Genomic DNA, 12,937 nt, shown 5'->3' on the forward strand with positions numbered 1-12,937 from the left:
AGCCCCGTCATGAGCACTTCCGTCCCTCGCCCCTCGGTGCTGTTCGTCTGTGTGCACAACGCCGGCCGGTCCCAGATGGCGGCCGCGTTCCTCTCCCACCTCGCGGGCGAGAGGGTCGAGGTCCGTTCGGCCGGGTCCGCCCCCGCCGACGCCGTCAACCCCGCCGTCGTCGAGGCGATGAGCGAGGTCGGCATCGACATCTCCGCGCAGACCCCGAAGATCCTCACCACCGGGGCCGTCCAGGCCTCCGACGTCGTCATCACCATGGGATGCGGCGACGCCTGCCCCGTCTTCCCCGGCAAGCGGTACCTCGACTGGCGGCTCGACGACCCGGCCGGGCGCGGCGTGGAGGCCGTACGCCCCATCCGCGACGAGATCGAGAGCCGCGTCCGCGCGCTGATCGGAGAGGTGACATCCGGGACCGAGGAGTGATATGGATCACCAAAAATCTGCCCACCGCACGCAACTGCGACGCATGCCGTAGTCATCTGACTAGGAGTCGGGGCCCGCAGGGGCTGGGCAGTTGGAGAGAACGGGACAGGTCGTGGGACGGCGCACAAGTGGCATAGGGATCGCACTCGTCACGGTCGCGACGCTCGTGGGCGCGAGCGCCTGCGGCGCGGGCGGCGGTGACAAGGCGAGCGGCACCGACGCGAAGGCGTCGGGGAAGGCGAGCGCGAGTGCCTCGCCGACGCCGACGAAGCCCGCGGGCCCGCCGATGCTGCTGGACACCATCACCCCCCAGACGGGCACCACGGTCGGCGTGGCCATGCCGATCTCGGTGATCTTCACCAACCCCGTCGCGGAGAAGGCCCGGGCCACGGTCGAGAAGCACATGAAGGTCAGCGCCTCCCAGCCGGTGGCCGGCGCCTGGCACTGGATGGGCGACCGACGCGCCGACTGGCGGCCCAAGACCTTCTGGCCCTCGGGTACGAAGGTGAAGATCGACGCCGACCTCAAGGGCGTCAGCAACGGCAACGGACGCTACGGCGTGCACGGCTACACGCACACCTTCACCATCGGCGACGACGTCCGCGCGGACGTCTCCGTCACCGGCCACACCATGAAGGTGACCCGCAACGGGAAGCTGGTGCGCACCCTGTCCATCAACGCGGGCAGCGCCCAGTACCCGACGTGGGACGGCACCATGGCCGTCATCGACAAGCAGGAGAAGGTCCACATGACCTCCTGCAGCGTCGGCATCAGCTGCGACAAGGGCAGCCCCAACTACTACGACCTGACGCTGCCCTGGGACGTGCACCTGACCCAGTCCGGCACGTACGTGCACTACTCGACCGGTGACCCCTATCCGGGCAGCGGCAGCGCCCGCGGCTCGCACGGCTGCGTCCACCTGTCCATGGCGGACGCCAAGTGGTTCTACGGCCAGATCAAGCAGGGCGACCCCGTCACCATCACCGGCTCGCCCCGCGGCAACGCCCCGGCCGACAACGGCTACGCCGACTTCAACCTCTCCTGGAGCCAGTGGCTCGCGGGCAGCGGGGCCGGGGAGCAGACGACCGCGACGCTGTGACCCGGCCCGCACATCGGTGACGGTCGCCGTCCCGGCCGTCACCGGTACGCTCATGCGTCGTGCGGCAGACACGCCTCGACACCGCCCGGATCCGGGCGGCCCGCCGGGTGATCGACCCGGTGTTCCTCGACACGCCGCTGTACCGCTGCGAGGCACTGGAGCCGCACCTCGGCTGCGCGGTGAGCGTCAAGCTGGAGACGGCGAACCCCGTCCGCAGCTTCAAGGCACGCGGCACCGAGGTGGTCGCGAGCCGGCTCGCCGAGCACGGTCCGCGGGCCGTGGTGTGCGCCAGCGCGGGCAATCTCGGCCAGGCGCTGGCCTGGTCCGGCCGTGGGCGTGGGCTGGACGTCACCGTCGTGGCATCGCGCTTCGCGACCGTGGCCAAGCTCGATCGCATCCGCGCGCTGGGCGCCAGGCTGGAACTGGTGGACGGCGACCACGAGTCGGCGCGTGAGCGGGCGGCGGCCGTCGCGCGGCACCAGGGCGTCCGGCTGGTCGAGGACAGCCTGGACATCGAGACCTGCGAGGGCGCGGCGACCATCGGCCTGGAACTCGTGGACGCCGAGCCGTCGTTCGACGCCGTCCTGATCGCACTCGGCGGCGGGGCGCTCGCCACCGGTGTGGGGCACGTGGTCAAGGACCTGGCGCCCGGGACCGAGGTGATCTGCGTCCAGCCGCTGGGCGCGCCGGCGATGACCCGCTCCTGGCACAGCCGGCGCGTGGTCACCACCGACTCGACCGACACGATCGCCGACGGCGTCGCGGGCCGGTACCCCATCCCGGCCGTCCTGGACGACCTCCTCCTGGTCGCCGACGACGCGCTGCTGGTCGAGGAGGCGTCGATCGTCGCCGGCCTGCGGATGCTCCTCCACCACGCCGGCCTCGTCGTCGAACCGTCGGCGGCGCTCGGCGTCGCGGCGCTTCTGGAGAACCGGGACCGCTTCGCCGGCCGGCACGTGGTGACCGTCATCTGCGGCAGCAACGTCGACATGGACGCGTACCACCGCTGGGTCGGTACGGCTTCTCGCTGACGTCGCGCCGACGCCGACCGCCGCCCCGGCGGGAGCGGATCAAGCGCCCGCGGCAGGGGGCGTGGGCCTGCGCAGCAGCCACTGACCGAACGTCCGCCGAGGCGGCCGTACCACCACGCGGCCGTGCGCCTTCTGGCCGACCAGCTCCACGCGCAGGGTGACCGGAGCGTCCTGGTCAGCCGGAGCCCGACGGTACGTGAGCTTGCTGTGGACCAGTCGCAGGCCGTCGGTGTCGACGACGACGCCCGGCCTCGTGATCAGCGTCAGGGTCTTCCCCGCCGTCTCCAGGTCGATCCGCAAGGTGTCGTGCGTGATCACGGCCTCGGTGAAGTCGAGCGTCACATCACACCAGTACACCGCGAGTTCCATTCTCCGCGGCACCACCCAGCGCCCCGCCCGTTCGATCGCGCCGCTGTGCACCTGCTCGATCCGGACGACGTCCTTGGCCTCCGCCTCGGCCGACACGTTCGGCAGGTCGGCGGTGAGCGCGGACAGTTCGCCCAGGGTCCGTGCCGACAGGGCGACCTCCAGACGCTCGTCCAACTCGTCCGAGGTCAGCAGGCCGTCCCCCGCCGCGATGCGCAGCACGTCCACCACGCGGTCCCGGTCCGCGTGGGAGGCTCGCAGCTCGGGCGGCGACCCGAGCTCGGAGCCCTTCGGCGTGGGCGACATCTCTCCCGACATGCTTCCGTCCTGGTCCTGTCGAACGTCATCCGACGTCTTGGTGCGACGCGAGCAGCGACGCGACGAGAAGACTAACGCTATATCGCGACATGGACCCCGGCCGGGCGCCGTCCCGGAGGGGTGGCGGCCGGTGGTGACTCACGGCGTACGACATCCATCATGCCGGGACGTGGTCGGGGCAACAACCGGGCCCCGAGGGCCAGTTGCTCAGGGCCGGCACAGTCAGTCGAGGACCGCGGTCGCCTCGATCTCGACCAGGTGCTCGGGGACGTCCAGTGCCGCGACCCCGATCAGTGTGGTCGGCGGGACCGGAGTGACCCCGAGCCTCGCGGTGGCCCGCGAGATGCCGTCCAGGAGCTGGGGCATCTTGTCGGGGTTCCAGTCGACGACGTAGAAGGTCAGCTTCGCCACGTCGTCGAAGGAGCCCCCGGCTTCGGCCAGGGCGGTGGCGACGTTGAGATAGCTCTGCTCGACCTGCGCGGCGAGGTCTCCCTTGCCGACGGTCGTCCCCTCGGCGTCCCAGGCGACCTGCCCGGCGACGAAGACCAGCCGCGAACCGGAGGCGATCGCCACCTGGCGGTAGACGTCGATCTTCGGCAGTCCTTCGGGATTCCTGAGAGTGATGGTCATGCTGTCCGCCTTTCATGTCAGACCTTCGTGGTCTCTTCCGGTTACTCGGCAACCATAAGAGAGTGGGCGCTGACGTGGAAGAACGCACTTTTCGGTGACTGGGTAACCGGATGGTGACCACCGTGCGCGAGCGGGCCGACCGGTGGCCTCCATCGCGGCGCCTTCGCGCGGGCCGCGTGCGGCGAACTGCTTGAAGAGGTGTACGACCGCTACCGCCGCGCCCAACCCGGCGCACTGTCCCGGCCGCACCGGTGGTAGGCCGGCGGACGCCCTCCTCCGCGCCGACCGCGCCCCGCACCCGGCGGCAGCCGGGATCGTGTGGGGCTGTGTACGTGGCCTGTGCACGGGTAGCCGCAAGAGCGGCAATCGGTCACGAGTGGTGAACAACGAAAGAGCCCCACATGGTCATCCCGCTTATGAAGCAGGCGGAGGATGAGCCGGGCCGGCACGAGCACGCCACGCTGCGTTACGCCGCAGCGTGGGGCCCGACCACGGCCTGCGCCGCCCAGGCACGCCGCGACCTGCGCGCCGTCCTCGCCCATGTCCCGCGCGCCGGCCGCGCACCCGTTCCCGCGTCCCGGGCCATGGACGCCGAACTCGTCGTCAGCGAACTCGTCACCAACGTCCTGCGGCACGCACCCGGCCCCTGCTCGCTCACGGTGCAGCTGACCGGCACACACCTCGCCATCAGCCTGTACGACACCTCGCCCCAGGCTCCGACGGTCCGGCCCCCCGACCGCGGCCGCGTCGGCGGACACGGACTGCACCTGGTGCACTCGGTCAGTGACGAGGTCGTCGTCACTCCCCGCGGCAGGGGCAAGGAGATCACCGCCCACCTGAGGCTGGTCACGGGCGACGAACTCGGCAGGGCCGACAGGACGGTGCTGTCCTCGTCCATCTCGGGCCGGACACAACAGACCTCGTGATCAGTGGCTCGCCGGTGAGGCGGGCCGGGCCGGCTGCCGGTCGCCGGCGGCCGTGGTCCTCGGGAGGCGGGTCGCCGCGGCCAGGCCGACGAGGGCCGTGACGGCGAGGGTGATCATCGCGGCGGCGTAGGCGCCTTTGGTGAGCCCGGAGACCAGGATCGTGCCGGCGATGGCGGTGCCGAAGGAGGAGCCGAGGTTGGAGACACTGCGGGACAGGCCCGAGATCTCGCCCTGTCGGTCCTCGGGGAAGCTGGACTGGACGACGTTGACCGAGGGGGTCAGCATCCCGCCGAGGCCCAGGCCGATGAGGAGCAGCCCGGGGACGTAGGCCCAGGCGGTGGTGTACGCGGCGGCCAGCGCGATCAGCAGGGCCACCCCGGCGACGGCGACGACGAAGCCGGCCATGATCAGGGTGCGCTGGGGGCGCAGCCTCGCGAGTCGTGCGGCGGACAGCGAGGAGATGAGCAGCCCGAGAGTGGCGGCGGTGAAGATGACACCGGTCTCGATGGCGTTGTAGTGGCGTACGACCTGGAGGTACGCCGCGACCGTGAACGAGGTTCCCATCAGCAGCAGCCACTGCGTGTTCTGGGTGACCAGGCCCAGGTTGGAGGTGCGGTTGCGGAAGAGGCTGAGGGACAGCAGCGGCTGCCCGCCGGACCGTTCCCTGGCGCCCACCCAGCGGAAGAAGCAGAGCAGGACCAGGGCGCCCAGCACGAGCAGGCCGACCATCAGCCAGACGTTGTTGTCGGCGGCCAGGATGCCCATGACGACCAGGACGAGTCCGAGGGCGGACAGGATCGCCCCGCCGGTGTCGAAGGACCGGCTCGGGTCGGGCGGCAGCGGGTCCTCCAGGCGCCGTCCGAGCGTCACGATCACCGCGATGACGAGGGCCTGGAAGACGAAGGCGGCCCGCCAGCTGATCCCCTCGGTGATCAGCCCGCCGATCAGCGGGCCGGCGGCCGCGCCGATGCCGCCCAGCGCCATGACGATGCCGAACGCCCGTGCCCTGGACGTCAGGTCCGGGTGCAGGAGCGTCGTGAGGATGTACACGGGCGGGATGAGCAGGGCCGTACCCACGCCCTGGAGGACGGAGTTGCCGAGGATCAGTACGCCGAGGCCGGGAGCGGCCGCGCTGAGCAGCGACCCGACGGCGTACACGATCAGACCGGCCAGGAAGCAGCGCTTTCGGCCGTAGCGGTCGGTCAGCTTGCCGCCGGGGATCATCAGCGCCGCCATGACCAGCAGGAAGACGGTGATGGCGACCTGTACGCCCTGCACGCTCGTGTCCAGGTCCTCGCTGATGTCGTTGATCATCACGTTCATGTTGGAGCCGGCGAAGCTGCAGATGAACTGCGCGAGGGCGAGGGCGGCGAGCACCCTGTCGTGCCCCGGCGACCGAGCCGCCGCGGCCGTCTCAGCCACCGGTGCCGCCTCCGCCCGCGTCCGCGTGGGGCACCGTGAGGCCATGGGTCACGGGGTGGCCGCTGTCGCCGTGCCGGGGTCCCGTCTTGGCCTTCTCGAGTTCCTCGTCGAGTGCCATGGCCGCGGTGACCAGGGCGAGATGGGTGAACGCCTGCGGGAAGTTGCCGAGTTGCTCGCCCGAGGGGCCGATCTCCTCCGCGAACAGGCCGACGTGGTTGGCGTAGGTCAGCATCTTGTCGAAGGCGTACCGGGCCTGGTTGAGCCTGCCGCTGCGGGCGAGTGCCTCGACGTAGAAGAAGCTGCACAGGTTGAAGGTGCCCTCCGAACCGCGCAGGCCGTCGGGGGAGGCCGCCGGGTCGTACCGGTAGACCAGGCTGTCGCTGACGAGTTCCTCGTCCATGGCGTCGAGGGTGCTGAGCCAGTCGGGGTCGTGGGGCGAGACGAAGCCGACCCTCGGCATCAGCAGCAGTGAGGCGTCCAGGACGTCGGTGTCGTAGTGCTGCACGAAGGCCTGGCGCTTGTCGTGCCAGCCGCGTTCGACGATCTGACGGAAGACGGCGTCCCGTGCTCCGGTCCAGCGGGCGATGTCGGCGGGGCGGGAGAACGCGGCGGCGGCGCGGACGCCGCGGTCGAACGCCACCCAGGTCATCAGCCGGCTGTAGGTGAAGTCCTGCCGTCCGCCCCGGGTCTCCCAGATCCCCTCGTCGGGCTGGTCCCAGTGCCCGGCGAGCCAGTCCAGGACCTCACTCAGCGCATGCCAGCCGCGGATCGCGCCGACGTCCCCGCCGACGATCAGCGCGTCGGAGGCCTCGCCGTAGATGTCGAGCTGCAGCTGGTCCGCCGCCGCGTTGCCGGCCCGCACCGGTCGGGAGCCCCGGTAGCCCTCCAGGTGGTCGAGGGTCTCCTCGGTCAGATGGGGGTCGCCATCGATCCGGTACATGATCTGCAGCGGGTCGCCCGAGCTCCGGTCCCTGGTCTCGATGCGATCGCGCAGCCAGCGGCGGAACGCGTACGCCTCGTCCTCGAAGCCCAGGTCGATCAGCGCGCGCACGGACAGCGACGCGTCACGGATCCAGGTGTAGCGGTAGTCCCAGTTGCGCTCACCCCCGATCTGCTCGGGCAGTCCCATGGTGGCGGCGGCGATGGGGGCGCCGGTCGGCGCGTACGTCAGCAGCTTGAGCGTGATCGCCGAGCGGTTCACGATGTCCTGCCAGCGGCCCCGGTAGGTGCACGAACGCAGCCACGACAGCCAGAAGGCGCGGCATGTCTCCATGGCGTCCGCGACGCCCTCCAGCGTGGGCACGGGCGGAGCGGGAGACCCGCCGGGCGCGCTGGTGAGCACCACGGCGGCGGCCTGGCCGGCGAGCAGCGTGAAGCGTGCGCTGACGTCGTCGCCGTCCTCGCGGAAGGCGATGCCGGCGGTGGACTGCAGATGCAGGTCCGCGCCCGGGCCGTGGAAGACGGCGGAGTGCTCGTCGGGGAGCGAGAGGGTGTGTGTGCCGCGGCCGTAGTCGAAGCGCGGCTGGCAGCTGAGGGCGAAGGGCAGCCGGCCCCGGACGACCCGGACCACCCGCACCAGCTGATGCACGTCGGTCGGTGTGCTGGACGGGTTCGGCACCATGAAGTCGGCGACCTCGCCCACTCCGTCGGGAGCCATGAAGCGGGTGACCAGGATGGCCGTGTCGGACAGGTACAGCTGTCGTACGGTCATGGCGTTCCCGTCCGGGAACTCCGCGGCCAGGTGGCAGTGCCCGCCGCGTTCGCCGTCCAGGAGGGAGGCGAAGACACTGGGCGAGTCGAAGCGAGGCGTGCACCACCAGTCGATGGTTCCGCCGGACGACACCAGGGCGGCGGTCTGGAGGTCGCCGACCATGCCGTGTTCCGCGATGGGCGGGTACCGGTTCACGTGATCCCCCTGCCGGGTACGGGACGCCGTGGCGGCAGGGCGGTAGCCGCCACAGATCTGTGCACGACAAGTCTTCGGCCGGGCGGTGCCGGGAACATCACCCACCGCGGGTGAAAGCAGGCCGTGGTCCGGTGGGGGCGATTACCTCAAATAGATTTCACCAATATGACGAATGTGGTGGTGCGCCGGGGGTAGATGGGGTGGGGCAAGCGGCGCTTCGGACGTGAGGCGGACTGTGTATGGAGCTGCCCGGGCAGAACGAGGAGGGTCCGCAACCCCTGCTGGAGCGCCGGATCTCCGCCGCCGTCGCCTTCGAGGGCCACGAGGAGATCGCCGAAGCCCGCGACCTGGCCCGCTCTTTCCTCGTCGACCTCCAGGACATGCACGGCCTGACGGTCTCGCCCCGCGCCGTCGGCGCCGTCCAGCTCGTGGTGAGCGAGCTGGTGACCAACGCCCACAAGTACGCGCCGGGCCCGTGCCTGCTGACGCTGGAGGTCGGCGACGGGGCGGTGGAGGTGACCGTGTGGGACAGCGAACCGCAACTGCCGCTCGTCCAGGCCACGGATCCGGGCCGGGTCGGCCAGCACGGCCTGGAGATCGTGACGGCCCTGTGCCGGAGCCTCGAAATGCACCGCGAACCCGTGGGCAAGCGGATCATGGCGGCCGTGCTGCTGACCGAGAACGCGGTGGGCGACGTGGCGGGCGATCAGGTCGGCTGACCTCGCGTCACTCCTGCCCGGCCTCGCCGAGGAAGTCCGGCGGTGCCTGCAGGTCGTGGGCGCGGAAGAGGACGGCGTGCTCGACGCCCATGGCCCTGCCGCCCATCGCGGTGATCTTCGGGATGAAGTCCTCGGGCGCGGGATGGTCCGGGAGGGCGGCCAGGTACGCGGCGTGGGCCTCCAGTGAGGCGACACCGCGGCGCAGCGGCTCACCTGTGACGTCGACGCCGTGGGTCGCGCCGAAGCCGGGGAGTCCGGGCAGGAGGAGCCAGCGCACCGTGTGCGCTTCCAGGCCCTCGTCGTCGATCTGCTCCGGGAAGACCCACCGGTTGCCCGCGTCGCGCACCGCGTCGAGCGTCGCCAGCCCGGCCGCGCGGTGGTCGGCCTGGTCGAAGCCGTAGGGCGCCTCGACCTCGTACCCCCCGCCCAGCACCGCGTCGGGCTTGAACCGGCGGATCTCCCGGCAGATGTCGCGGCGCAGGCCGAGGCCGTATACGAGCACGCCGTCCGGGTGTTCGAGGACGGTCAGGTGTTTGACGCCGACGACCTCGCAGGCGGCCCGCTGTTCGGCGAGGCGCAGACGGGCCGTCTCCTCGGGAGGGTTCGGCATGCCGGCCTCCCCGCGGGTGAGCAGGAGATAGCCGACCTCGATGCCACGAGCGGTCCAGCGGGCGACGGCCGCGGAGGTGCCGTACTCCATGTCGTCGGGGTGCGCGACGACGCAGAGCACGCGCCGGAAGGACTCTTCAGGGAGGGCAGGCAATGACATATCGGCCATCTTGTCGCGTTCGGGGCTCCGTCGTCCGCCGTTTCGGGGCGTCGACGCGCTTGGTCCGGCGGACGGCTGGGGCGCGAGGGGTCCGGCCGCCCATCACCCCTCGACCCACGCCGGTGTCAGCGCAACGGCCGACCCGCCGAAGTGAGTTGGTCGGGAAGGGCTGCTCAACCTCCCCAGGTCACAGCCCTTCCCGACCGCCAGGCGCACGTCTACCCCCACCTCGCCGGGCTACACCCGCCTTCTTTGTTGGTTCAGGAGGCGAACCGTCACTCACAGCAGTCCTCCGCCCGATGTCGGTCGCCGCCTCGTGGCACCGTCCCGCCAGTGCCGGATCACGACGTCTTCCGCTTCCCCTCCGTCCGGCTGCGGCGGCGACCTCCGGGTCATAGAGTCGGCGCGGAGCGAGGAGGCCCTGCCCCCGACGCCTCCGTTCCGGCCGAAGACGTGGTGTGCGTCCGCCGCCGAACCGCAGACGACGACGGGAAGGGCAGCCGCGCATGGCACACGACGCCTCGGCACCGACTCCGCAGATGGTGCTGTCCCCTCTCACCAGCGCGTCCATCTTCCTGGTCGCCACGATCGACCCGGGCGGCGAGGCCGTCACCCGGGACGTGCTGTCCCGGGTGAGCTCCCTGCAGCGTGCCGTCGGCTTCCGCGCCGAGCCGGAGGGCAGGCTCAGCTGCGTCACCGGAATCGGCTCGGAGGCCTGGGACCGTCTCTTCTCGGGCCCCCGCCCGGCCGAGCTGCACCCCTTTCGCGAGCTGCACGGACCGGTGCACCACGCCGTGGCCACACCCGGTGATCTGCTCTTCCACCTGCGCGCCGCACGTCTGGACCTGTGCTTCGCGCTCGCCACGGAGATCATGGCCCGGCTCGGCGAGGCGGTGACCGTACGGGACGAGGTGCATGGCTTCCAGTACCTCGACAAACGCGATCTGCTGGGCTTCGTCGACGGCACGGAGAACCCCGTCGGAGCCGGAGCGGGCGCCGCCGTCCTGGTCGGGGACGAGGACCCGGCATTCGCGGGCGGGAGCTACGTCGTCGTGCAGAAATACGTGCACGACCTCGACGCGTGGAACGCCCTCCCCGTCGAGGCACAGGAGAAGATCATCGGCCGGACGAAGCTGAACGACATCGAACTGGACGACGACGTCAAGCCGGCCGACTCGCACACCGCCCTGGCCAAGGTGACCGACGCCGACGGCACGGAGCACGAGATCCTCCGCGACAACATGCCCTTCGGCACCGTCGGCCGGGGCGAGTTCGGCACCTACTTCATCGGCTACGCCCGTACGCCGAGGGTCACGGAGACGATGCTGGAGCGCATGTTCCTGGGCACCCCGGACGCGCCGCACGACCGGATCCTCGACTTCTCCACCGCCCTGACCGGGACCCTCTTCCACGTCCCCACGGCGGACTTCCTGGAGGACCTGCCCGAACCGCCCGGCAGCGAGCACTCCCGCTGAACACCTTCGAGTGAACCGCGTGATCCACGGCAACCTCAGGCGTCCCCCCGCGAGTCACATACCTCGCATTCAGCAGATCTGTATCTGACTCAGGGGGAACCATGAGCAACCAGCAGTACCCGCCGCAGCCACCCGGCTGGGGAGGTCCCCAGCAGCCCTACGGCCAGCCGCCGTTCCCGCCGCAGCCGCCGAAGAAGACCGGCGTGGGAAGGATCCTCGGGTTCGGCTGCCTCGGCATCGTCGGCCTGGTCGTGGTGATCGGCGTCGTCGCGGCGGTCCTGGGCGGCGGCTCCGGTTCGAAGAACTCCAGCGGTTCCGGCCGGGCCAAGGCCACGGATTCCGCGTCGACGGGCGGGAAGCCGGCGGGCGACACCGGCACGAGCAGTGGGCAGAAGACCGGTGACACGAGGAAGACCGGCGGCAAGGTCGTCACCTTCAAGGTGTGGGGAACCGCCCCCGCCGGCGCGCTCGGACCGCTGGACATCAGCTACGGCTCCGACTCCGACACCCGGAAGGGCACCTTCAAGAACGGCGAGTTCGAGGCCACGCTGCCGCTGCACAAGGACGCGATGTACTACACCGTGACGGCCCAGCTCCAGGGCTCCGGCGACATCAACTGTTCGGTGACGGTCGACGGCCACACGAAGAAGGGGCACGCGTCCGGCGGGTACAACATCTGCGACGCCCAGCTCAGTTCGGGTTTCCTCGGCGGCTGGAACTGACGACGCCCACTCCACCCGCTCGGTGACCGCCCCTTCCGACCACGATCAACACCTCCGGCGTCGTCCGACGGGTCTCGGGGACGGGCCTTTACGCCCACGGGAGTACGCGGGATGGCGACCTGCGGTGGATGATCCCCATCCCCGACGGGGCGATGCTGTGGAGCGGAGGTCGGGGAGAGAACGGAGGCGTACGTGGATGTCGAACCACGGCCGGTGGATACCGACACCGTAGGGAGCACACCCGTGCGGGGGCAGTCGCGGCTGAGGCGGTGGGTGCGGCGCGCGGTGATCACCTGCACCGTGCTGCTGGCCGTCGTCACCACGGCCTCGCTGGTGTTCAACGCGTTCACGGCGGGGCGGGCCGCGCCTCCCCAGGGGCTGCGGTACGTCCAGGCCGCCGATGTCCGCACCCGGTACCGCACCTGGGGCACGAGCGGCTCACCGGTCGTCCTCGTCCACGGTGCCTTCGAGCAGGCGGACACCTGGTCACGACTCGCCCCGCTGCTTGCCCGGGATCACCGCGTCTACGCGCTGGACCTGACCGGAGACGGCTACAGCCAGCGCCGTGGCCCCTACACCGTCGACCACTTCACCCGCCAGCTGCTGGGCTTCCTCGACGCCCTGAACCTGGGCGGGCCGGGTGAACGCCCCCTGCTGGTGGGCCACTCCAGCGGGGCCGCGGTCGTCACCGAGGCGGCCCTGCGCGCCCCGGGCCGGCTGGCCGGCGTGATGCTGCTCGACGGGGACGCCCTGAACACCGGCGCCGGTCCGCCGTCGGCCTTCAAGTACGTGCTGATCGACCCCTATCGCACCAGCCTGCTGCGCCTGGGGCTCGGCGTCGACTGGCTCATCCGTTCCTTCTACGATGCCCAGTGCGGGCCGGCCTGTCCGCGGCTGGACGCGGCCGGAGTGGACGAGTGGCGGCGGCCGTTGCGGGTGCCGGGGGCGGAGACCGCGCTGTGGGACATGCTCGGCCAGGGTGTGCCGGGCCTGCCCGCGGATCAGGTGGCCCGTCTCGCCGCCGTCCACATCCCCAAGTCCGTCGTCTTCGGCGCCCAGGACGACGTGTTCAGCGAGCAGACCCCGGGGCAGACCGCCCGTCGCATCGGCGCACCCCCGCCC

Annotated in this window: 13 protein-coding genes; 8 read left to right on the forward strand and 5 right to left on the reverse strand. The window is 71.0% G+C overall.

Going from position 1 to position 12,937, the window contains the following annotated elements:
• Positions 1 to 9 precede the first annotated feature (9 nt).
• The 3 genes from GRC12_RS05135 to GRC12_RS05145 all read left to right on the forward strand — a co-directional run bounded on the left by GRC12_RS05135 (position 10) and on the right by GRC12_RS05145 (position 2,562).
• The gene (locus GRC12_RS05135; RefSeq protein ID WP_208777770.1) at positions 10 to 432 is read left to right on the forward strand and encodes an arsenate reductase ArsC; all 423 of its coding nucleotides are present in this window, start codon (positions 10 to 12) and stop codon (positions 430 to 432) included.
• Positions 433 to 544: 112 nt separating this feature from the next.
• The gene (locus GRC12_RS05140; protein ID WP_208777773.1) at positions 545 to 1,531 is read left to right on the forward strand and encodes a L,D-transpeptidase; all 987 of its coding nucleotides are present in this window, start codon (positions 545 to 547) and stop codon (positions 1,529 to 1,531) included.
• 59 nt (positions 1,532 to 1,590) lie between these two features.
• Positions 1,591 to 2,562 carry a threonine ammonia-lyase gene (locus GRC12_RS05145; RefSeq protein WP_208777775.1) on the forward strand — a complete coding sequence of 324 codons (972 nt, stop codon included), beginning with the start codon at positions 1,591 to 1,593 and terminating at the stop codon, positions 2,560 to 2,562.
• A 39-nt stretch (positions 2,563 to 2,601) separates the two neighbouring features.
• On the opposite strand, the gene GRC12_RS05150 is transcribed toward GRC12_RS05145, so the two are convergent.
• On the reverse strand, positions 2,602 to 3,246 hold the full coding sequence (locus tag GRC12_RS05150) for a DUF1707 SHOCT-like domain-containing protein (RefSeq protein WP_208777777.1): 645 nt from the start codon (positions 3,244 to 3,246) through the stop codon (positions 2,602 to 2,604).
• 222 nt (positions 3,247 to 3,468) lie between these two features.
• A complete protein-coding gene (locus tag GRC12_RS05155) occupies positions 3,469 to 3,876 on the reverse strand; it encodes a RidA family protein (RefSeq protein ID WP_208777779.1) in 408 nt (135 codons plus the stop codon).
• 401 nt (positions 3,877 to 4,277) lie between these two features.
• On the opposite strand from GRC12_RS05155, the gene GRC12_RS05160 reads away from it, so the two are divergent.
• Positions 4,278 to 4,802, forward strand: a complete 525-nt coding sequence (locus tag GRC12_RS05160) for an ATP-binding protein (RefSeq protein ID WP_208777781.1) — start codon at positions 4,278 to 4,280, stop codon at positions 4,800 to 4,802.
• Here the strand turns inward: GRC12_RS05160 and GRC12_RS05165 are convergent, their stop codons facing one another.
• A complete protein-coding gene (locus tag GRC12_RS05165; RefSeq protein WP_308286477.1) occupies positions 4,803 to 6,224 on the reverse strand; it encodes an MFS transporter in 1,422 nt (473 codons plus the stop codon).
• The gene (locus GRC12_RS05170) at positions 6,217 to 8,130 is read right to left on the reverse strand and encodes a glycoside hydrolase family 15 protein (protein ID WP_208777785.1); all 1,914 of its coding nucleotides are present in this window, start codon (positions 8,128 to 8,130) and stop codon (positions 6,217 to 6,219) included. Before GRC12_RS05170 ends, GRC12_RS05165 begins: the two co-directional genes overlap by 8 nt.
• A gap of 239 nt (positions 8,131 to 8,369) precedes the next feature.
• On the opposite strand from GRC12_RS05170, the gene GRC12_RS05175 reads away from it, so the two are divergent.
• A complete protein-coding gene (locus GRC12_RS05175; RefSeq protein WP_208777787.1) occupies positions 8,370 to 8,849 on the forward strand; it encodes an ATP-binding protein in 480 nt (159 codons plus the stop codon).
• A 7-nt stretch (positions 8,850 to 8,856) separates the two neighbouring features.
• Here GRC12_RS05175 and GRC12_RS05180 read toward each other — a convergent pair whose 3' ends face one another.
• A complete protein-coding gene (locus tag GRC12_RS05180) occupies positions 8,857 to 9,618 on the reverse strand; it encodes a PIG-L deacetylase family protein (RefSeq protein ID WP_208777789.1) in 762 nt (253 codons plus the stop codon).
• Positions 9,619 to 10,124: 506 nt separating this feature from the next.
• On the opposite strand from GRC12_RS05180, the gene GRC12_RS05185 reads away from it, so the two are divergent.
• The 3 genes from GRC12_RS05185 to GRC12_RS05195 form a co-directional block, all read left to right on the forward strand.
• Positions 10,125 to 11,093: a Dyp-type peroxidase gene (locus tag GRC12_RS05185; protein WP_208777791.1), complete on the forward strand. Its 969-nt coding sequence runs from the start codon at positions 10,125 to 10,127 to the stop codon at positions 11,091 to 11,093.
• A 101-nt stretch (positions 11,094 to 11,194) separates the two neighbouring features.
• A complete protein-coding gene (locus tag GRC12_RS45340; protein WP_244372037.1) occupies positions 11,195 to 11,815 on the forward strand; it encodes a hypothetical protein in 621 nt (206 codons plus the stop codon).
• A gap of 243 nt (positions 11,816 to 12,058) precedes the next feature.
• Positions 12,059 to 12,937: alpha/beta hydrolase (locus tag GRC12_RS05195; protein WP_208777793.1), on the forward strand; the 879-nt coding region annotated here is incomplete at its 3' end.

This window comes from Streptomyces griseorubiginosus (assembly GCF_017614965.1).
Lineage (GTDB): Bacteria > Actinomycetota > Actinomycetes > Streptomycetales > Streptomycetaceae > Streptomyces > Streptomyces griseorubiginosus_B.

What these genes read in the sequence shown, in the direction of transcription:
- GRC12_RS05150 (WP_208777777.1), bottom strand. Translation starts at nt 3,246, where the DNA reads ATGTCGGGAGAGATGTCGCCCACGCCGAAGGGCTCCGAGCTCGGGTCG.
- GRC12_RS05155 (WP_208777779.1), bottom strand. Translation starts at nt 3,876, where the DNA reads ATGACCATCACTCTCAGGAATCCCGAAGGACTGCCGAAGATCGACGTC.
- GRC12_RS05175 (WP_208777787.1), top strand. Translation starts at nt 8,370, where the DNA reads ATGGAGCTGCCCGGGCAGAACGAGGAGGGTCCGCAACCCCTGCTGGAG.
- GRC12_RS05180 (WP_208777789.1), bottom strand. Translation starts at nt 9,618, where the DNA reads ATGTCATTGCCTGCCCTCCCTGAAGAGTCCTTCCGGCGCGTGCTCTGC.
- GRC12_RS45340 (WP_244372037.1), top strand. Translation starts at nt 11,195, where the DNA reads ATGAGCAACCAGCAGTACCCGCCGCAGCCACCCGGCTGGGGAGGTCCC.
- GRC12_RS05185 (WP_208777791.1), top strand. Translation starts at nt 10,125, where the DNA reads ATGGCACACGACGCCTCGGCACCGACTCCGCAGATGGTGCTGTCCCCT.
- GRC12_RS05160 (WP_208777781.1), top strand. Translation starts at nt 4,278, where the DNA reads ATGGTCATCCCGCTTATGAAGCAGGCGGAGGATGAGCCGGGCCGGCAC.
- GRC12_RS05135 (WP_208777770.1), top strand. Translation starts at nt 10, where the DNA reads ATGAGCACTTCCGTCCCTCGCCCCTCGGTGCTGTTCGTCTGTGTGCAC.